The organism is Demequina lutea, from assembly GCF_013409005.1.
Classification (GTDB): Bacteria; Actinomycetota; Actinomycetes; order Actinomycetales; family Demequinaceae; genus Demequina; species Demequina lutea.
The window spans coordinates 147,633-166,387 of sequence record NZ_JACBZO010000001.1 but is presented as its reverse complement, the minus strand read 5'-3'; the positions used below and the strand labels follow the sequence as shown (position 1 = coordinate 166,387).

Genomic DNA, 18,755 nt, shown 5'->3' with positions numbered 1-18,755 from the left:
GGCGCTTAGCCGCGCATCAACTGGTCTCGCCGCGCCTCGACGGCTCGTTTGGCCTCCGCGAACCTCGTGCCATAGATGTCGCGGTAGAACTTGATCGCCGCGATCAACTGGCCCTCCATCACGAGCTGGTCGAGATGCGCCTGAGGGTCCGCGCCCGGTGACGCCTCGGGCCGTGCGCGGCTGCTCTCCGCTTGCGCGGTGCCGCTCACCAGTCGGTCGCCTCGCGCGATGGCATCGACCACTTGCTTCGCTTCGGCGAGCCCCGCCCCGCTCTGCTCACAGTAAGCCTTGATGGCCGCGATCATCTGTTTGCGCTGGACTTCCCCGAGGACCCGCCCATCGGGCTCCGGCAGCAGCCCGAGGTTGAACTCAGCCCGCGGGCGCCCGGCCGCAGCGTTGCGTGGCGGGGCCGACTCGTCGGGAAGCCCCATCATGCGACTCAAGAAGCTCATGGAGCCGATGCTACCGCCGGGGCCTGTCTGCCGACGCTGAGCGCGTGCTGACGGGTACCGCGGCGACTCCTCCGACCGGACCCTCGCGCCGACGGACGCAACGGCCCGCGCGGATGGTTGACGCGCATGGGACAGTAGGGCCATGGAGATCTACGAGACCCCGCTGCCGGGCATCGGAGTGCGCTACGAATTCACGTCCGAATCGGGCGATCACGTTGGCGTTGTGGTGCGACGCGACGGCAAACGCGACGTCGCGCTCTACGACCGCCAAGACCCGGACTCGTGCAAGGGAACCATGGAGCTGTCCGAGGGCGATTCGAGCAAGCTGGCTGAGCTCTTGGGTGGCACCAACATCACCGCGCGGCTCGAGTCGCTCAGGCACATGGTCGAGGGTCTCGCGATCGAATGGGTCACGATGCCTCAGTCCGGCGGGCTCACCGGCAGAACGATCGGCGACGGCCACATCAGGACCGTCACCTCGGCGTCCGTCGTGGCGATCATTCGCCACGACTCGGGAATCCCCGGCCCCGGGCCCGAGTTCGCTCTCGAGGCGGGCGACACGGTCCTAGTCATGGGGAGCGACGACGCAGTGGGCAAGGCTCGCACCATCCTGATCGGCTAGGACATGGCCTTCCTCGGAGGTGTACCGCTCGCGGTCGCTGCCGCCGCGCCGCACCAGGCCGCCATCGTGCTCATCGAACTGGGCGTGATCTTCCTGGTGCTCGCCGGTCTTGGCCGACTGGCGGCGCGCATCGGCATCCCCTCTGTGCCTCTCTACCTCCTCGCCGGCCTCATCATGGGCAAGGGCGGCATCTTCCAGGTCGATGCTGGGGAGGAGTTCCTCTCGGTTGGCGCTCAGATCGGCGTCGTCCTGCTGCTGTTGCTGTTGGGGCTCGAGTACTCGCCCATCGACCTCAAGAACGGCGTGCGCATGACGTGGCAGGCGGGCCTGCTCGACATCGTCGCAAATACCGCGCCCGGCGTCGCCATGGGCCTCATCTTGGGTTGGTCGCCCGCCGCCTCGATGCTCCTCGGCGGCGTCACCTACATCTCATCGTCGGGAATCATCGCGCGCCTGCTCGACGACTTCGATCGCTACGCCAACCGTGAGACCCCCGTGATCCTGAGCCTCCTCGTCATGGAGGACATCGCGATGGCGATCTTCCTGCCGATCGTGGCCGTGGTGCTGGTTGGGGCAAGCATCGCTCAGGGAGCCGTCGCCGCCGGCGCAGCCATCGGCATCGTCGCGGTCGCCTTCTTCATTTCGCTGCGCTACTCGATCCAGGTGTCACGGGTGGTTCACTCACACTCGCGCGAGCTCCTGTTGCTCTCGGTGCTTGGACTGGCGTTCCTGGTCGCGGGCCTGGCCGAGGCCGCCCAGGTCTCGGCCGCCGTCGGCGCGTTCCTCTTGGGACTCACCCTCTCGGGTCAGGTGGCGGACGAGATGCGCTCGCTCCTGCCACCGCTGCGCGACGTCTTCGGCGGAATCTTCTTCGTGTTCTTCGGCCTCTCGATCGACCCACGTGACCTGGTGCCCGTGCTGGTGCCCGCGCTCATCCTGGCGGTCGTCACCGCGGTGACCAAGATCGCTACCGGGGCGTGGGCGGCGGCTCGCGCGGGAATTGGACCGAAGGGCCGTTGGCGCACCGGGCTGTCGCTCATTGCGCGCGGCGAGTTCTCGATCGTCATTGCCGGCCTGGGCGTCGCGGCAGGGGCCCAGAGCATGCTCGGCCCCTTGGCGGCGGCGTATGTCCTCATGCTGGCTCTCGCGGGTTCGGTCCTGATGCGATTCGCCGACCGGATTCCCGTTCCGCGCATCATCGCCGGCAAGCCCAAGCAGCAGCCGCTAGGCGCCCCCTAGCGCTGGCAGAACTGGCCAAGCGCAAGGGCCCCGCAGGTCCGAAACATCGGCAGCGACCGCTCGAAACGCCATCGATGCGGCGCAAGCGCCATGTGCGAGTATTGGGCGTCGCTTGGAGCGGCCACCGCACCACCCGCGCGATGTGCTCGGCGATGCGCCTGTCACATCGCGCGGTTGGTGTGACGCGGACGCTCCGGGGCGTTCCGCGTTGTTCTCCATAGGAGTCTGTTCCGTGTTTGCGCGCTATCGCGAGATCCTCGCCCTTCCAGGGGCGGCCCCATTCTTCTGGTGGGGCCTCCTCGCCCGCACGCAAATGGGCATGACCGGCCTCGCCACCTTCCTGCTGATCCAGATCGAGTACGGCTCCTACGCGACCGCGGGGGCCGTCCTTGGTGTCGCGTCCATCGGCAACGCCCTGGTGGCGCCGTTCATCAGTCGGCTGGTCGATGCGTACGGCCAGTCGCGCGTGCTGCAGCCCGCGTTCGCGATCGCGATCGCGGCCCGCGTGGGGCTCGTCGTCGCCGCGATGGCGCACGCCCCCGCGTGGGTCCTCTTCTGTGTGGCGCCGTTCTTTGCGGCCACGGGATCGCAATCGACCCTGTCGCGCGCACGGTGGTCCCACATCGTCCCCGACAAGCACGCACTCAACACCGCGTTCTCCCTCGAAAGCTCTCTCGAGGAGGTGCTCTACATCGCCGGGCCGGCCCTCGCCACGATCCTCGCGACCATGGTGGTGTCGTGGCTGCCGAGCATCATCGCGGCCGCAACGCTCTTGGTGGGCGGTTACGTGTTCCTGTCCTTGCGCGCCACCGAACCGCCCGCACGCAGGGCCGATGCCGGCACCGTCCCGCTCACGATGGCGCCCGTGATCGACGGTTCGCTTCACCGTGTCGGAATCAGTGACCTTCCTCCGGCCAGGCCGCGCCGGTACAGGAACCCCTTCAGGGGCCACCTCCTCGTCACGACTCCCGCCCTGGTCATCACCACCATCGTCTTTGCGACGCAGGGCGCCCTCTTCGCATCGGTGGACGCCTCGACGGTCGCGTTCGCGGACGAGCTCGGCCACAAGAGGTGGTCAGGCGTGGTGCTCGCGGTCTTTGCCCTCGGTTCGCTCATCGGCGGGCTCGTGTACGGCGCCCGAGTGTGGACGGGCTCGCTCGCCTCGCGCCTGCTGTGGGGAGTGTCCGCCGCCGGCATCGGCGCCGCACTCTTCCACCTGGCGCCCAACCTGGTGGTGCTCGCCGCCCTCATGTTCGCGACGGGGCTCGTCATCGCACCCACCATGGCCGTCGGCGACGGCGTGGTGCACGCGCTCGTGCCTCGATCGAGGGTCACCGAGGGCATGGCGTGGACGCGCGTGGGACTCGACATGGGTGTCGCGGCGGGCGCGTGGCTCGCGGGGCTGCTCATCGACCGCGGCGGTGCCGCCGATGGCTTTGCGGTGACGACCGTGGCCGGTGTCGCCGGCCTCGCCATCATGCTCGCCGCGTGGAGATACCTGCGCCGCACGCGCGCCTACGACGAAGAGGTCGTCCGCGAGGTCGCCGTAGCGCACTAACTCCGTCGCGCGCCGACGCCGCATTCTGGAATGATCGGTGCATGACCGCGCACCCAGCTCCTCAGTGTCCTCGATGACCGCCCGCTTCGAGATGCGCGACGCGAGGCAAGACGATGGCGCGGCTCTCGCGCGCATCTACAACCACTACATCCGCGAGACCGTCATCACCTTTGAGGTCGAAGAGCTCGGCGATGCCGAGATGTCCGCCAGGGTCACCAAGATCCAAGCGGCCGGACTCCCATGGTTGGTGGCCGAGCGCGATGGCGCCGTCAGGGGCTTCGCCTATGCCGGGCCGTTTAGGGAACGCGCCGCCTACGCGCACACCCTGGAGACATCCGTCTACCTCGACCTCGCTGCGCGCGGCAGCGGACTCGGCACGGCCCTCTTCGCGGAACTGTTCGCGCGGCTCGCCGATCTCGACCAGGGACACAGTCCGCATGCCCCCGTCCACGCGCTGATGGGCGTCATCGCCCTCCCCAACGACGCGTCTGTCGCGCTCCACGAGAGGTTTGGCATGAAGCACGTGGGGACGTTCCCCGAGGTCGGGCGCAAGTTCGATCGTTGGATCGACGTCGGCTACTGGCAGGCGACGCTCGACTAAGCTCCCGCGCGCGGTAGGAGCAAGACTCATTTGCGATCCGCTCACGACCACGGACACAATGGGCGCAGCGCCTCGACCCGGAGCGCCCCCTTCTACCCCTCGCGGGTACGGCACCGAAAGAGAACCCCGATGGACTCCGGCCACACACGACGGCAGCTACTTGATGGTTACCCGCTCAGGGAGTTGCTGGCGGTCACCCTCATCATTGGTCTGCTGGCAGGCATCGCCATACCCCTGTTTCTCGACCAACGGAAGAAGGGTCACGACGCCGCGGCTAAGGCCAGCCTTGATGCCGTAGCCACCGCAATCGTCGACTACACCAAGGCGAACCAAGAGCTGCCCACCGTCACCGTCACCGGTTCGATCGTGACCTTAAATGACGGCACATCCGTGACGCTCGGCTCGGGTGTGATTCTTGGAGCCCTCACGGGAACCACCGATGCCTGGTGTATCGACGACAAGCAGCCCCACGGCAACCGCGCCAAGATCAAGGGCTACAAGTACTCGGCGACAAAAGACGCGACGGACGACAAGGTGGCAGAGGGTCAGTGCGCCTGACCTGAATACCGTTCGCGCCACACGCAAGAAGGGCGCCGAAGCCCCCGTGGGAAGCGTCGGCGCCCTTCGGCGTTGTGCTTGAGTCTTAGCGCACTGCCTTCGTGGCCGCGATGAGGTGCTCGAGGCTCTCAATGGTCTCCGCGTACCCGCGGGTCTTCAGCCCGCAATCGGGGTTGACCCACAGCTGCTGACCCGACACCGAGTCCTTGGCGAGCGTGAGCAACTCCGTGATCTCCTCGGTCGAGGGAACGCGGGGGCTGTGGATGTCCCACACGCCTGGGCCGATCTGGCGCTCGTAGCCGTGAGCCTTGATCGCGGGAAGCACCTCCATGCGTGAACGGGCCGCCTCGATCGACGTGACGTCGGCATCGAGGCCGTCGATCGCGTCGATGATCTCGCCGAACTCCGAGTAGCACAGGTGCGTGTGCACCTGGGTGTCGTCCTTGGCGCCGGAGGTGGCGAGCTTGAAGGAGTTGACCGACCAGCCGAGGTAAGCGGCCTTGTCGGCGTTGCGCAGGGGAAGCAGCTCGCGCAGGGCGGGCTCGTCCACCTGGATGATGCCGATGCCGGCAGCCTCGAGGTCGGCGATCTCCTGGCGGAGGGCGAGGGCAACCTGGTTGGCGGTCACGCCGAGCGGCTGGTCGTCGCGAACGAACGACCACGCGAGGATCGTGACGGGACCGGTGAGCATGCCCTTGACGGGCTTGTCCGACAGCGACTGCGCGTACTGCGCCCAGCGCACCGTCATCGGCAGCGGGCGAGCGACGTCGCCCCACAGGATCGACGGGCGCGTGCAGCGCGAGCCGTAGGACTGCACCCAGCCGTTGACGGTCACGTCGAAGCCGTCGAGCAGCTCCGCGAAGTACTGGACCATGTCGTTGCGCTCGGCCTCGCCGTGGACCAGGACGTCGAGGCCCAGGTCCTCCTGGAGTTTGACGACGGAGGCGATCTCGGCCTTCATCGCGGTCTCGTAGTCGGCGTCGCTCAGTTCGCCCTTGGCCCACGCGGCGCGAGCCTTGCGGATCTCGGGAGTCTGGGGGAAGGAACCGATGGTCGTGGTCGCGAGTTCGGGAAGGTGGAAACGGGCCTCCTGCGCGGCCACGCGATCGGCGTAAGCCGAGCGCTCAAGGTCGGCAGGCGTGACGGCCGCGAGGGCGTCGCGCACGTCGGCGCGGTTGGTGCCTGGGTGTGCCTTGCGTGAGGCGAGTGCGGTGCGGGCGGCGGCCAGCGCGTCGGCCGCTGCGGCCTCACCCTCCGTGTACGCGGTCGCGAGCGCGACGATCTCGGCGACCTTTTCGTCGGCGAAGGCGAGCCAACTGATGAGCTCGGCGCCCAGGTGATCCTCGCCCTTGAGGGTGTGGGGCACGTGGAACAGCGAGGTGGAGGTGGACACGGCGACCGTGGCGCCGAGCGCCTCGACGGCCTTGAGCGTCGCGAGCGCGGCGTCGAGGTCGGTGCGCCAGATGTTATGGCCGTCGACCACTCCCGCGGCGATGACCTTGCCGGTGAGGTGAACGCCCACGGGGACGGCGCCGCGCACCAAGTCGATGCCGATGGCCTCGACCGGAGTGGCCGCGAGCACGGGAAGCGCGTCGCCGAGCGAACCCATCGGGGCCGCAACCAGCAGCTGCGGGCGGGCGGTCTGCTCGCCGAGCCACTGGTAGACGCGCGCCGCGTTGGCGAGGACCTCGGTGCGATCGGTGTCGGTGTCGGCAACCAGGATCGGCTCGTCGATCTGCACCCACTCGGCGCCTGCGGCCTTGAACGCGGCCAGGAGCTCGGCGTAGATGGGAAGCAGGTCGTCGAGACGGGAGATGGGCGCGAAGCCCGCCTTCGCCTCGTCAGACGCCTTGGCCAGGTACAGGAACGTCAGCGGGCCGGTGATGACGGGGCGGGTCACGAAGCCCGCGGCCTTCGCCTCGAGGAACTCGTCGACCCAACGCGCGCTCGACAGGGCGAACACCGTCTCGGGGCCGATCTCGGGGACAAGGTAGTGGTAGTTGGAGTCGAACCACTTGGTCATCTCGAGGGGGGCCTTGTCGCCCACGCCGCGCGCGATCGTGGAGTAGGCGGCGAGGTCTACCGTGCCGTCGTTCGCGCGCAGGTCGGCGAAGCGGCTCGGGATCGCGCCGAAGGTGACGGCGGCGTCGAGCATGTGGTCGTAGAACGAGAAGTTGCTGGGGATGGCGCTCGTGGTGGCGCCCAGGCCCAGTCCGGCGAGGCGGTCCCGCGTGACCGTGCGGAGCTCGGCGGCGGTGGCCTCGAGGTCGGCCTCGGTGGTGGCGCCCTTCCAGAACGACTCGAGGGCCTTCTTCAGCTCGCGATTCGCGCCGATGCGCGGGTAGCCGAGGATGGTGCCGGTGGGAAAGGGGGCAGGCGTGACGTCAGACATGTTTCCTCAAGAGGGTGCGTGCGCGGCGGGCTCGCCATTGCGCTTGGCCGACGCGGGGCGCGCGCCGGGATAGCGCCGCACAGTCTATCCGCAGACGCGGCGTGAGACCAATACGGGTAAGTTACGGCTTTTCGATGAGCGCGACGGCGGTGACAGCCTCGAGCGTCCGAGAGACCGTGCACTCCTTCTCGTGCGAGATCGCGAGGGCGCTCGCGATTCGCGCGCGGGCCTTGTCGCCGTCCTCGCCGAGGGGGAACGCGAGGTCGAAGAGCACCCTGATGTTCTGCAGGATGTTCCCCTCGTCGCTGTCGTGAACGTGGTCCGCGGAGGCGGTGACCTCGAAGCGGTCGGGCTGCGCGCGGCGCGTGGTCATGTGGTCGACGTCGATGCTTGAGCAACCGGCCACGGCAGCGAGCAGGAGTTCGACGGGGCCAAGGAGCCCCTCGCCTCGGCCGAATTGGAGGGTCGCGCCCTCGGCATTCGTGGCGGTGTAGACGCCGAGCGAGTCGCGCGTGAGGGTCACAGAACGGGGGGAAACGGTGCGTGCCATGGGTTTATCGTGCCACGGCGGAGACGTGCGGCTAATCCCTGTGCGGAACTGGCGCCTGACACGCGGTGGCACCCGCGGGCCGAAGTGCCGGATCGGCCGGGACCCGCTTGGCCGCCCCAACCGTCCCCACGTACCGAAGTGCCGGATCGACCGGGACCCGCTTGGCCGCCCCAACCGTCCCCACGTACCGAAGTGCCGGATCGACCGACCCATTTCACTTGGACCATGCGCAAACCGTGGCGGTCCGACCTCCGTGATCCGGCACTTGCGCACATGGGGGGGCCCACCGCCGGGGCCCGATCCCTTGCGCACATGGGGGGCCCACCGCCGGGGCCCGATCCCTTGCGCACACGGGGGGCCCACCGCCGGGGCCCGATCCCTTGCGCACATGGGGGGCCCACCGCCGGGGCCCGATCCCTTGCGCACACGGGGGGCCCACCGCCGGGGCCCGATCCCTTGCGCACATGGGGGGCCCACCGCCGGGGCCCGATCCCTTGCGCACACGGGGGGCCCGCCGCCGGAGACGGAACCAGACAGGCTCAGGCTCCGCGCAGCCCCAGGGCATTCACCAAGGCGAGCGCAGCGTCGTGCCTGTTGAACGTGATGATGTGGATTCCAGGGGCGCCCGCGTCGAGCAGGTCCGTGGACAGGCGTGCCGCGTGGGCGACTCCCGCGGCGAGCGCCGCGGAATCATCCGCTGCGGTCTCAAGCGCGGCCACGAGTTCGCTGGGTGTATCGACCCCGGTGAGTTCGGCCGCCCTGGTTGCCCTCCTGGCCGAGACGAGCGGCATGACCTCGGGGACGATCGGCAGGCCGATGCCCTGGGCGGAGGCATCGGCGACGAGTGCCGAGAACTGGGGCACCTCGTAGAAGACCTGGGTGATCGCGAAGTCGGCGCCCGCATCCTGCTTGGCCTTCAAGACGTCGAGGCCCTGTTGCCGCCATCTCTCGATCGCGTGCTGGGCGGGGAACGCGGTGACGCCCACGCTGATGTCGGCGCCGTGCGCCGCGGCCACCTCTCGCAACAGCTCCACGAGCTGCGACGCGTAGAGCAGCCCATCGGGATGAGGGCGCCAGTCGGCCTGGCCCTGGGGTGGGTCTCCGCGCAGCGCGAGGAAGTCGCGGACGCCCTCGGCCAGGTACGTCTCGATGACGGCGGTGAGCTCTGCGCGCGACTGGTCGACGCATGTGAGGTGAGCGAGCGGCGGCACCGAGTGAGCCTCTGCGAGGCGCTGGACCACGTCGCGACTCGTGCCGCGAGTCGACCCCGAGGCGCCGTATGTGATCGACATGAAGTCGGGGTGGGTCCGAGCGAGCATCGCCATCGTCGCTGGCAGCGCGTCTTGAGCCGCCGCGCTGCGCGGCGGGAACAGCTCGTAGGACAGGGTGGGCCTGTCGGCGGCGAGGAGGTCACGGATCGTCATAGCGTGGGCAACATTACGCGGACACGTGCGCGACGGGCTAGTCCCGGGCGGGCCACTCCTCGACGCGACGGGTTGCGGTCGTCCCCAGGCAGGGCACGTGACGCCCGTCCCGCCGTGCCGCGCCGACGCTTGGGGTGCGTCGGCCCCTCCCGCCACACTGGAGCCATGATCACCGAGCCGAACGACCTCATCCGCTGCTTTGGAAATGGGGACCCGCTATACGAGCGGTACCACGACAGCGAATGGGGCCTGCCCGTCCACGGCGACGCGGCGCTGCTCGAACGCATCGTCCTCGAGGGAGCGCAGTCGGGACTGTCTTGGCTCACGATTCTCCGCAAGCGCGACAACTATCGCGCGGCCTTTGCGGGCTTCGATCCCGCCGTGGTCGCGGATTTTGGCGACGACGACGTGGAGCGGCTTCTGGCCGATGCCGCAATCGTGCGCAACCGCCAAAAGATCATCTCGGCCATCACGAACGCCCGCGCGGTGGTGGCATTGCATGAGGCCGGCGAATCGCTCGAGGAACTGTTCTGGTCCTTCGCTCCCGAGGTACGGCCCGCGCGAGTGAAGACGTGGTCGGACGTCCCCGGGTCGACCCCCGAGTCTGTGGCGCTCGCGAAGGCCCTCAAGAAGGTTGGCTTCGTCTTTGTGGGACCCACCACGATGTACGCGGCCATGCAGGCGTGCGGCCTCGTTGACGACCACCTCGACGGGTGCGTGGCGGCTCGCTAACAGGCCGCGCGCTAACAGGCCGCGCGCTAGCAGGTCCCGCGCTTGTGAATCGCGATGGCGTCGTCAAGAAGCGCGGCGACGATGCGCTCGTCGGCCGGGAGCCAGCGGACCCCCTCGCGCCACGAGCCCGGCTCGAGCCACGTGAGCTGATCGTGGTCCTCGAGAGGCTCCGGCTGCGGCGATCCAGGCGCAAGCTCGCACCAGAAGAGGCGCATCACAAAACGCAAGGGCGACGGCTCGGCCCCTGGCCCGGGCACGGAACCCGGCGCCCTGATCTCCCAGACCCTGTCACCGGTCACGTCGGAGACATCGGGCCCGAAGAGCTCGTCGCCGAGCACCACCTCGACACCAAGCTCCTCGCGGAGTTCGCGATGCAGGCCCGCGATGGCCGTCTCGCCGGACTCGACCTTGCCGCCGGCGAACTCCCACAGGCCACGCGCCCATGCGGGCTCGGTACGGCGGCCCGCGAGCAGCAAACGGGGTGTGGCGAGGGAGTCGGTGAGTGCACCGGCCACAATCAACAACTCACCAGCCGCGCCGATCACGGGCGCGGCGTCGGTCACGAGATGTGTTCCGCGTACGCCTCGGCGTCGAGGAGTTCGGCGTCCTCGCCCACCTCGACCTTGAAGATCCAGCCGGCGTCGTAGGGCTCTGCGTTGATCGCGCCGGGGCCGTGGCGCAGGGACTCGTTGACCGCGGTCACGGTGCCCGTCACGGGCGAGTAGAGCTCGCTCACGGCCTTGGAGGACTCGAGCTCGCCACACACCTCGCCAGCCGTCACGGGGTCGCCCACGGAGGGCAACTCGACGTAGACAACGTCACCAAGAGCGTCGGCGGCGTGTTCGGTAATGCCAATCGTGACGACCGAGCCGGGCTCGGCATCGCCACCCACCCACTCGTGCTCGGTGGAGTACAGCAGGTCTGCGGGGACCGAGGACATGACGACACCCTTTCACGCGGTGTGGATGGAAATTCGAGTCGCTACGAGGCTCGCGAGTACAACGGTAGCGCTGTCACGGTCATGGTTTCGCTCCGACCGCGCACATCGACATCAAGAACCGTACCTACAACGGCGGCCAAAGGGTGCACCATCGCCATCGCGACGGGAACTCCGAGCGTCGGCGAGGGCGCGCCTGATGAGACGATGCCCACCCGACGGCCGTCCATCAACACCGCGAACCCCGCACGGGCGGCCCGCCCCGGAGAGCCGACGAGTCCCACCAGGATGCGCGCCTCTTCGGGGGCAGAAGCCGGATCGGCCTCGGTCGCGACGGCTCGTTCCTTGGCCGCGGCGAGGGCCTCGCGGCCCACGAAGTCGCCGCGGGCGACGGGCTCGGCCGACATGGAAACCGCACCATCGATGCCGGGACGCTGAAGCACGCGCGCCGCGCCGGTCTGGACCACCCAGGAAAGCCCCGCGTCGTACGGCGTGGTCGCGAGCGTGAGTTCATGGCCGTACAGCGGCATTCCCGCCTCGAGTCGCAGTGTGTCGCGGGCGGAGAGCCCGCAAGGAATCAGCCCCTCGGACTCGCCCAGGGCGAGCGCCAAACGCCACACCTCGACGGCATCGGCAGGGACGACGAACAACTCGAAGCCGTCCTCGCCCGTGTAACCCGTACGGGCAACCATCGCGTGCACGTCGCCCTGCAGCAGCACGGTGCACCACGTGTAGTTCTTGAGGGCCCGCACGTCGTCGGCTCCGGCCGCGCACATCGCTGCGACGATGCCCACGGCCTTGGGGCCTTGGACCGCGATCAGCGACACCTCGGCCGTGATGTTCTCGACCGTCGCGTCGAAGGCGGAGAAGCGCTCGACGAGTTCAGCCGTGACCGTCTCGACGTTGGCGGCGTTCGCGACGATCAGGAAGTGATCCCAATCGCGGCGATAGACGATGAGGTCGTCGATCACTCCCCCGCCGGGGGTGCAAAGCATCGTGTACTTGGCGCGGCCGATCGCGAGGCGCTCCATGCCGGAGACCACGGCCGCGTCGAGCCCGGCCGCGGCATCGGCGCCGCGAATCGCGATCTCCCCCATGTGCGAGATGTCGAAGAGGCCCGCGGCCGTGCGCACCGCAAGGTGCTCGGCCACGTCCCCGGAATAGCGCACCGGCATGTCCCAACCGGCGAAGTCAACCAGGGTGGCGCCGAGCGCAACGTGCTCGTCGTGCAGGGGAGAGCGAGTCATGCGCCAAGCGTAACCGCGCGAAGGCGGGACCAGTGATACGCCAACACCCGCGCATCGCCCCAGTTCTTCGGCTTCACGGGCTTCAGTCCTCGAACGCCTCGGGCGGGGGGCACGAGCACACGAGGTGCCTATCGCCGTAGGCGTTGTCGATGCGGCGCACCGGCGGGAAGTACTTGTCTCGCCTGAGGGCCTGCACGGGGAACGCGGCGCTCTCGCGTGAGTACGCGTGGTCCCATGTATCGGCGATCACGGACTCGGCCGTGTGCGGCGCGTGGCGCAACGCCGAGGCGCTGGCCTCGATTTCGCCGCGCTCCACGGCCGCGATCTCCGCACGGATGGCGATCATGGCGTCGATGAAGCGGTCGAGCTCCGCAATGTCCTCCGACTCGGTCGGCTCGACCATGAGGGTTCCGGCGACCGGCCACGACATCGTGGGCGCGTGCAGCCCGTAGTCGATCAGGCGCTTGGCGACGTCCTCGGCGGTGATTCCGGTGGCCTTGGTCAGCTCACGCAGATCGAGAATGCACTCGTGAGCCACGAGCCCGTTAGCGCCGGAGTAGAGCACCGGGAAGTAGTCCCTCAGGCGCGCCGCCACGTAGTTCGCGGCGAGCACCGCCACTTGAGTCGCGTGCTGGAGGCCATCGGGGCCAAGCATCGCGATGTACGCCCACGCGATGGGCAAAATACCCGCGGAGCCATACGGTGCTCCGCTGACGGCCGCGCCCTCGCGCATGAGGTCGCGCGGTCGCTGGATACCCTGGCGCACCCTGGGCAGGAACGGCACGAGGTGCTCGGCAACGGCCACGGGGCCGACGCCTGGGCCGCCACCGCCGTGCGGGATGGCGAAGGTCTTGTGCAGGTTCAGGTGCGAGACGTCGCCGCCGAAGTGGCCGGGCTTGGCCAAGCCGACGAGGGCGTTGAGATTGGCGCCATCGATGTACACCTGTGCGCCGGCCTCGTGCACGGCCGCGCAGACCTCGCCCACGTGAGCCTCATAGACGCCGTGGGTCGACGGGTAGGTGATCATGATCGCGGCGACCGCGCCCGCGTGCTTCACCAGCTTGGCCCGGAGGTCGGGCAGGTCAATCTCGCCGCTGTCGTTCGTCGCGACGACCACCACGCGCATACCCGCGAGCACGGCCGAGGCGGCATTGGTGCCGTGGGCCGAGGCGGGGATCAGGCAGATGTCGCGACCGGTCTGATTCTGGCTGAGGTGATAGTTGCGGATGGCCAGCAGTCCCGCGTATTCGCCGCGCGAGCCCGCATTCGGCTGGACGGACACCGCAGCGTAGCCGGTGATCTCGGCAAGCCAGTCCTCGAGCTGCTCGATCATGTGGCGGTAGCCCGCCGTCTGCTCGGACGGAGCGAACGGGTGGATGTTGGCGAATCCTGGCCACAGGATCGGTTCCAGCTCTGCGGCCGCGTTGAGCTTCATGGTGCACGAACCCAGCGGGATCATCGTGCGGTCGAGAGCGAGGTCCCTGTCTCCCAGGCGGCGCATGTAGCGCGTGAGCGAGGCCTCCGAGTGGTGCGTGTTGAACACCGGGTGCGTCAGGTACTCGGACGTGCGACGCATGGCCCGGGGGATGGCCACGCGGGGCGCGGTGTACACGGGGTGGCGCTTGGTGGCGATGATCGCCTCGACCAGCGTGTCGAGGGTCGCGAGCTCCGTCTTCTCGTCGCAAGCGATAGCCACGCGGTCGTCGTCGACCTTGCGAATGTTGATGCCCGCCGCGGCCGCGCGAGCGACCACCGAGTCGGCTCCGCCTGGCACGTGAAGGATCAGGGTGTCGAAGAACGCCTCGTGCATGGGCTCATGGCCCATCGCCGCGAGCGCGTCGGACAACGTGACCGCGCGCGAGTGGATCTGCAGGGCGATATCACGCAGACCATTGGGGCCGTGATACACCGCGTACATCGAGGCGACCACCGCGAGGAGGGACTGCGCCGTGCAGATGTTCGACGTCGCCTTGTCGCGGCGGATGTGCTGCTCGCGCGTTTGCAGCGCGAGCCGATAGGCGGGCTTTCCCTCCGCGTCGATGGATACCCCGATGATGCGGCCGGGCATCTGCCGTTCGAGGCCCGCGCGAACCGCGATGAATGCCGCGTGAGGGCCGCCATAGAACAGCGGCACGCCGAAGCGCTGCGCGGAACCCACCGCGATGTCGGCGCCCACCTCACCTGGCGGCGTCACAATCGTGAGGGACAAAAGATCACAAGCGATCGTGACAAGCGCACCCGCGGAGTGAGTGGCCTCGATGTGGGGGCCGAGGTCACGCAGGACGCCCGACATGCCGGGGTTCTGAATGACGACACCCACGACATCTGCGGTGGGGGTCCAACCCTCGTCGATGGTCTCGACACGCGCAGCGACGCCCACCGCCTCGCACTGTGCGAGGACCACCTCAAGGGTCTGCGGGAAGCACTCGGCATCGAGAACAACCGTGCCGGCGCCCGCGGTCGCACGCGCCATGAGCAGGACGGCCTCGCTCACCGCAGTGGACTCGTCGAGCAACGATGCATTCGCCACAGGCAGCGCCGTCAGGTCGCTCACCATGGTCTGGAAATTGAGGAGCGCCTCGAGCCTGCCCTGGGAAATCTCTGCCTGGTAAGGGGTGTAGGCGGAGTACCACGCGGGATTCGTGAGGATGCCACGGCGAATCGCCGCGGGCGTCACCGTGTCGTAATAGCCCTGGCCGATCATCTGTGCGGCCTGCACGTTCGCGTTGGCGAAGCGCTCGAGCTTGGTGAGCGCCCCGGCCTCCGTCAGGGCCTCCGGCAGGACGAGAATGTCGTCTTGACGGATCGACTCTGGCACGGCGTCATCGATCAAGGCCTCAAGCGAGGCGTAGCCCACGGCGTGCAGCATCGTAGAGATGGCGTCGTCGTCTGGTCCAACGTGGCGGTCGGCGAAGGAAGTCACGTGCCCATTCTGTCTTACGAAGTGATGTGGCGATAGGGAAGACGTCGCAGTGTGACGGAACTCCCGCCGCGACGAAGACGCAACAACGGGCGCCGACGTCTATCTGCCAGCGCCCGTTGAACGCTAAGAGTTGTCGATGGTTACGGCGCCAGCGGCGTCGGACATGATGCGTTCGATCGCGTTCACCGCGGAAGCCTTCTGCTTGTAGCCCTCGCTCGCGGCGAGAATGTTGCCGTTGGTGGCGGTGATCCGGAAGCGGAATTCGCCTGCCTTGTCCTTGTAGATCTCGAAATGCACCTCAAGCTCCTTTGCGTAGTGCGAGATACCTGGCGTCTCACATCTTAGGCATCCGGCGCCCGTGGCGTCACTGCGATCGTGGCACGAATTCGCACGAGCCCTAGCCTCACGGGGAGCAACGTGTCGACACGGCATCGGCTTGCGACTAGCGTTCGAGACCATGGATCTCTACCTGCCGATGGTCGTGGGCGCGATGACTGGCTTTGGGATCGCCATCGCGCATGCCTCCTTCCAGGGGAAGTGGTGGCTAAGCATCCCCTCGGGAGCGCTCGGCGGGCTCGCGGGTAGCGTGTTGTGGGCCGGCTCCCTCGCCTCCTCACTCCAGAACTCCACCATGGCGGGAATCGCCGTGTCCGCAGCCATCGGGGGCGCCGCACTGAGTCTCGTGACGGCCATTGGCCGCAGACTCCTCTCCGCACGGATGCAGGCCGCGCCGCGCGACTAGCCGGTCGCCATTACCCTGGTGGCAGTCGAAAGGTCGCCGTGAAGCTCATCGTCCAAATCCCTTGCCTCAATGAAGAGGCCACTCTTGCCTCCGTGCTCGAGTCAATTCCCACCCGCATCGATGGCATCGACAAGATCGAGATCCTTGTGATTGATGACGGTTCGACGGACCGGACCGTTGAGGTGGCCGTCGAGCACGGCGTGCACCACATCATTTCGCACACGGGGCGCATGGGCCTTGCACGGTCGTTCCGCGACGGCGTGGACTACGCGATGTCGCACGGCGCGGACATCGTGGTGAACACGGACGGCGACAACCAATACCCGCAAGCGAGGATTGGTGACCTCGTTGCCCCGATTCTTGCCGGGCGCGCCGATATCGTCATCGGCGATCGCCAGACCCACACGATCGAACACTTTTCGGCCTTCAAGAAGGTCATGCAGCGCTTCGGCTCCTGGGTGGTCAACAGGGCCGCTGGCACCGAATTGCCGGACGCGGCATCCGGCTTCAGGGCCTACTCGCGGTACGCGCTTTACCGGATCAACGTCGTGACGCAGTTCAGCTACACGATGGAGACGATCATCCAGGCGGGAAACAAGTCGATCGCGATCGCCTCCGTCGAGATCGACACGAACGCAAAGACCCGCGAGTCGCGGCTCTTCAACAACATGTTCGAGCACATGATCAGGTCGGGCCAGGCCATCTTGCGCTCTTACGTGATGTTCAAGCCGTGGTCGGTTTTCGCGGCGCTCGGCACGTTCCTCGGCGTGATCGGAGTCATCCCGTTCGTGCGCTACGCGATCCTCCTCGCCGATGGCGACAAGGGCAATCACTACCAGTCGCTCATGCTCGGCACGCTGTTGCTCATCGGCGCCGCTCTCTCGATTGCCTTGGGCGTGCTATCCGACCTCTCCAAGACCAACCGCGTCCTTACCGAGGATCAGTTGTTCCGCATCAAGGAGCAGATGTATGGTCCCGCGTTGCCCGCCGCGACCGCCGCGCGACTGCGCCAAGCGCAAGACCAATAGCGTCGGCGAGGGTCATCGCGAAGCGGCTCAGTAGCGCGAGCGCGAGGGCCTGAGGCTGCGTCACGGCCGCACCAAGGAGCAAGACGAGGGCCGCCTCGCGTGCGCCAAGGCCCGCCGGTGCAAACACCACCACGAACCCGACAAGCCAAGCCAGGGCGAACGCGCCCGTCGCAAGGCCATAGGTGGCCTCGGATCCCCCAAGCGCCCTCAGCAGCACCCATGCCTGCGCACCGAGGGCCACCCAGTTGAGGGCGGACCAAGCCGCCGATGCCGCGAGCGCGTTGCCGCCTATGCGCGGGACCTCGCCCTCGCGCCTGAGCACCCTGAGTGCAAGCTTCAGAAGCCGGGTCAATACGGCAGGGATGAGCGTGATCGCAAGGGCGAGGGCGAGCAACAGCACCCACCAGTACGTGAGGACCGAGCCAGGTGAGAACGCTGCGAGCGCGACGGCACCGACGACGGCCGCCATCACCACGCCCACCGCCATCGCCACGAGCGAGCCGACCGTGGCTCGCGCGCGGGTCACGCCGTGAGCGCGCGCAAACTCGGCCTGGGCCACCACGGGCCACACCGCGCCGGGGACGTATTTGCCCGCTTGCGACACCAGGAAGACGCCCGACGCCTCGCGCAGCGGCGCTTGCAACCCCACCGACATCATCACGGTTCGCCACGACAGCGTGTTGAAGGCCAGCGCGACCAGAGCGAGTCCCGTCGCGAGCGCCACACGTGACCAACCCACCGCGGTGAGGCTGTCTGAGACGCCCGCCCACTGACGCATGACGGCCCAGGCGATCAGCGCCGCGGCGAGCGCGAAGAGTCCCCACCGCAGCCACGCCCCCGCGCGCCCGCGACTCATTGCGAGGCCCGCCACTGCCACATCCTGGCGACGCCCTCGTCGAGACTCACGGTCGCTCTCCAGCCAAGCGACTCTCGCGCAAGCGTGGCATCGAGAGTCGAGTGATCGGTGTCCGTCGCGCGCGCGGGATGGCGAACGGTGTCGAAGCGCGCGGGCGCGACGGCAAACTCGAGAGACTCCAAGAGCCGGTCAAGCGTCGTCGGCAGTCCGCTGCCGATATTGACGACTTGCGGCGGCGTGTCTGCGCGATGGGCAGCCACCACGGCGTGCGCGATGTCGTCGACGTACACATAGTCCCTTGTCGACGACGGATCACCGTAGAGGTGAACCTCGCCGCCGCTCAAAACCGCCTCCATCCAGTGCGCGAGGACGCCTTGACCGGGGGCCGGTCGCTGACCTGGGCCGTAGGCGTTGGAGACACGCAGCGACACCGTCTCAAGGGTGCTGCCCGCGAGCTGGTGCTCCAGGTCGAGCTTGGCCGCGCCGTACTCGTTGACGGGTGAGGGCTCCATCGTCTCCGCATACGGAGGCTCGGCTGGCGGCCCGTAGACCGTACCGCCGGACGAGAACGCGATCACGCGCGGCGGCCGGTCCCACGATGCGAACTGTGCAAGTGCCTCCGCGAGATCGCCGCGGTCCCGCTCCACGAGCTCGGGGCGTTCGGTCGCGAGGCGGGGGTTGATGCGCGAGGCGCACCACACGACCGTGCGCACGCTGGCGGCTTCTGCGTCGACCACACCACCCGAAAACAGCGGCCTGTCGAGGGTAAACCCGCCAGCCCGATAGCCCGCGGCCGTGAGGGCGGACATCACGGAGCCGCCCAAGAAACCGGCGGCGCCAACGACGGCAACCTCATACACTTGGGGCTCCCTGATGTCACTCACGGTGGACAAG

At 68.1% G+C, this 18,755-nt stretch carries 19 protein-coding genes; 8 read left to right on the top strand and 11 right to left on the bottom strand.

The features are described from left to right. Positions 1–5: 5 nt before the first annotated feature. Positions 6–452, bottom strand: coding sequence for a hypothetical protein (locus tag BKA03_RS00830; protein ID WP_152649569.1), 447 nt, complete (start codon positions 450–452; stop codon positions 6–8). Positions 453–594: 142 nt separating this feature from the next. On the opposite strand from BKA03_RS00830, the gene BKA03_RS00825 reads away from it, so the two are divergent. The 5 genes from BKA03_RS00825 (at position 595) to BKA03_RS00805 (ending at position 5,030) form a co-directional block, all read left to right on the top strand. Further along, positions 595–1,074 (top strand): cation:proton antiporter regulatory subunit, encoded by a 480-nt coding sequence (locus BKA03_RS00825; protein WP_062075413.1) that lies wholly within the window; start codon positions 595–597, stop codon positions 1,072–1,074. A 3-nt stretch (positions 1,075–1,077) separates the two neighbouring features. Beyond that, positions 1,078–2,313: a cation:proton antiporter gene (locus tag BKA03_RS00820; protein WP_062075414.1), complete on the top strand. Its 1,236-nt coding sequence runs from the start codon at positions 1,078–1,080 to the stop codon at positions 2,311–2,313. Positions 2,314–2,545: 232 nt separating this feature from the next. Next, positions 2,546–3,871: an MFS transporter gene (locus BKA03_RS00815; RefSeq protein ID WP_062075415.1), complete on the top strand. Its 1,326-nt coding sequence runs from the start codon at positions 2,546–2,548 to the stop codon at positions 3,869–3,871. Between the two features lie 73 nt (positions 3,872–3,944). After that, entirely contained in the window at positions 3,945–4,472 is a 528-nt protein-coding gene (locus BKA03_RS00810) for a GNAT family N-acetyltransferase (protein WP_062075441.1), read from the top strand. A gap of 129 nt (positions 4,473–4,601) precedes the next feature. Continuing rightward, positions 4,602–5,030 (top strand): type IV pilin protein, encoded by a 429-nt coding sequence (locus tag BKA03_RS00805; protein ID WP_062075416.1) that lies wholly within the window; start codon positions 4,602–4,604, stop codon positions 5,028–5,030. An 85-nt stretch (positions 5,031–5,115) separates the two neighbouring features. On the opposite strand, the gene metE is transcribed toward BKA03_RS00805, so the two are convergent. From metE to BKA03_RS00790, 3 genes are all read right to left on the bottom strand, one after another. Next, positions 5,116–7,422, bottom strand: coding sequence for a 5-methyltetrahydropteroyltriglutamate--homocysteine S-methyltransferase (metE, locus tag BKA03_RS00800; protein ID WP_062075417.1), 2,307 nt, complete (start codon positions 7,420–7,422; stop codon positions 5,116–5,118). Between the two features lie 121 nt (positions 7,423–7,543). Further along, positions 7,544–7,972, bottom strand: coding sequence for an OsmC family protein (locus BKA03_RS00795; RefSeq protein WP_062075418.1), 429 nt, complete (start codon positions 7,970–7,972; stop codon positions 7,544–7,546). 539 nt (positions 7,973–8,511) lie between these two features. Further along, the gene (locus tag BKA03_RS00790; protein WP_062075419.1) at positions 8,512–9,396 is read right to left on the bottom strand and encodes a methylenetetrahydrofolate reductase; all 885 of its coding nucleotides are present in this window, start codon (positions 9,394–9,396) and stop codon (positions 8,512–8,514) included. Positions 9,397–9,561: 165 nt separating this feature from the next. On the opposite strand from BKA03_RS00790, the gene BKA03_RS00785 reads away from it, so the two are divergent. Further along, positions 9,562–10,128 carry a DNA-3-methyladenine glycosylase I gene (locus BKA03_RS00785; RefSeq protein WP_062075420.1) on the top strand — a complete coding sequence of 189 codons (567 nt, stop codon included), beginning with the start codon at positions 9,562–9,564 and terminating at the stop codon, positions 10,126–10,128. A gap of 26 nt (positions 10,129–10,154) precedes the next feature. Here the strand turns inward: BKA03_RS00785 and BKA03_RS00780 are convergent, their stop codons facing one another. The 5 genes from BKA03_RS00780 to BKA03_RS15635 form a co-directional block, all read right to left on the bottom strand. Beyond that, the gene (locus BKA03_RS00780) at positions 10,155–10,691 is read right to left on the bottom strand and encodes an NUDIX domain-containing protein (RefSeq protein WP_274518622.1); all 537 of its coding nucleotides are present in this window, start codon (positions 10,689–10,691) and stop codon (positions 10,155–10,157) included. Then, positions 10,688–11,068: a glycine cleavage system protein GcvH gene (gene gcvH, locus BKA03_RS00775; protein ID WP_062075421.1), complete on the bottom strand. Its 381-nt coding sequence runs from the start codon at positions 11,066–11,068 to the stop codon at positions 10,688–10,690. Before gcvH ends, BKA03_RS00780 begins: the two co-directional genes overlap by 4 nt. A 41-nt stretch (positions 11,069–11,109) precedes the next feature. Continuing rightward, positions 11,110–12,312: a glycine cleavage system aminomethyltransferase GcvT gene (gcvT, locus tag BKA03_RS00770; RefSeq protein ID WP_062075422.1), complete on the bottom strand. Its 1,203-nt coding sequence runs from the start codon at positions 12,310–12,312 to the stop codon at positions 11,110–11,112. An 82-nt stretch (positions 12,313–12,394) separates the two neighbouring features. Then, on the bottom strand, positions 12,395–15,235 hold the full coding sequence (gene gcvP / locus BKA03_RS00765; RefSeq protein ID WP_062075423.1) for an aminomethyl-transferring glycine dehydrogenase: 2,841 nt from the start codon (positions 15,233–15,235) through the stop codon (positions 12,395–12,397). Positions 15,236–15,358: 123 nt separating this feature from the next. Beyond that, a complete protein-coding gene (locus tag BKA03_RS15635; RefSeq protein ID WP_238579433.1) occupies positions 15,359–15,532 on the bottom strand; it encodes a YegP family protein in 174 nt (57 codons plus the stop codon). A gap of 160 nt (positions 15,533–15,692) precedes the next feature. On the opposite strand from BKA03_RS15635, the gene BKA03_RS00755 reads away from it, so the two are divergent. Next, positions 15,693–15,977: a hypothetical protein gene (locus BKA03_RS00755; protein WP_062075424.1), complete on the top strand. Its 285-nt coding sequence runs from the start codon at positions 15,693–15,695 to the stop codon at positions 15,975–15,977. 38 nt (positions 15,978–16,015) lie between these two features. Further along, positions 16,016–17,005 (top strand): glycosyltransferase family 2 protein, encoded by a 990-nt coding sequence (locus BKA03_RS00750; RefSeq protein ID WP_062075425.1) that lies wholly within the window; start codon positions 16,016–16,018, stop codon positions 17,003–17,005. Here the strand turns inward: BKA03_RS00750 and BKA03_RS00745 are convergent. After that, positions 16,932–17,876, bottom strand: a complete 945-nt coding sequence (locus BKA03_RS00745) for a lysylphosphatidylglycerol synthase domain-containing protein (protein WP_062075426.1) — start codon at positions 17,874–17,876, stop codon at positions 16,932–16,934. The two genes, BKA03_RS00750 and BKA03_RS00745, sit on opposite strands and share 74 nt — an antisense overlap. Continuing rightward, positions 17,858–18,745: an NAD-dependent epimerase/dehydratase family protein gene (locus tag BKA03_RS00740; RefSeq protein WP_152649571.1), complete on the bottom strand. Its 888-nt coding sequence runs from the start codon at positions 18,743–18,745 to the stop codon at positions 17,858–17,860. Before BKA03_RS00740 ends, BKA03_RS00745 begins: the two co-directional genes overlap by 19 nt. Between the last annotated feature and the right edge of the window lie 10 nt (positions 18,746–18,755).

Excerpts from the sequence above, each read along its gene's own strand:
- BKA03_RS00790 (WP_062075419.1), bottom strand. The coding sequence starts at position 9,396 with ATGACGATCCGTGACCTCCTCGCCGCCGACAGGCCCACCCTGTCCTAC.
- gcvH (WP_062075421.1), bottom strand. The coding sequence starts at position 11,068 with ATGTCCTCGGTCCCCGCAGACCTGCTGTACTCCACCGAGCACGAGTGG.
- BKA03_RS00795 (WP_062075418.1), bottom strand. The coding sequence starts at position 7,972 with ATGGCACGCACCGTTTCCCCCCGTTCTGTGACCCTCACGCGCGACTCG.
- metE (WP_062075417.1), bottom strand. The coding sequence starts at position 7,422 with ATGTCTGACGTCACGCCTGCCCCCTTTCCCACCGGCACCATCCTCGGC.
- BKA03_RS00825 (WP_062075413.1), top strand. The coding sequence starts at position 595 with ATGGAGATCTACGAGACCCCGCTGCCGGGCATCGGAGTGCGCTACGAA.
- BKA03_RS00820 (WP_062075414.1), top strand. The coding sequence starts at position 1,078 with ATGGCCTTCCTCGGAGGTGTACCGCTCGCGGTCGCTGCCGCCGCGCCG.
- BKA03_RS00810 (WP_062075441.1), top strand. The coding sequence starts at position 3,945 with ATGACCGCCCGCTTCGAGATGCGCGACGCGAGGCAAGACGATGGCGCG.
- BKA03_RS00755 (WP_062075424.1), top strand. The coding sequence starts at position 15,693 with ATGGATCTCTACCTGCCGATGGTCGTGGGCGCGATGACTGGCTTTGGG.
- BKA03_RS00805 (WP_062075416.1), top strand. The coding sequence starts at position 4,602 with ATGGACTCCGGCCACACACGACGGCAGCTACTTGATGGTTACCCGCTC.
- BKA03_RS00830 (WP_152649569.1), bottom strand. The coding sequence starts at position 452 with ATGAGCTTCTTGAGTCGCATGATGGGGCTTCCCGACGAGTCGGCCCCG.
- BKA03_RS00785 (WP_062075420.1), top strand. The coding sequence starts at position 9,562 with ATGATCACCGAGCCGAACGACCTCATCCGCTGCTTTGGAAATGGGGAC.
- gcvT (WP_062075422.1), bottom strand. The coding sequence starts at position 12,312 with ATGACTCGCTCTCCCCTGCACGACGAGCACGTTGCGCTCGGCGCCACC.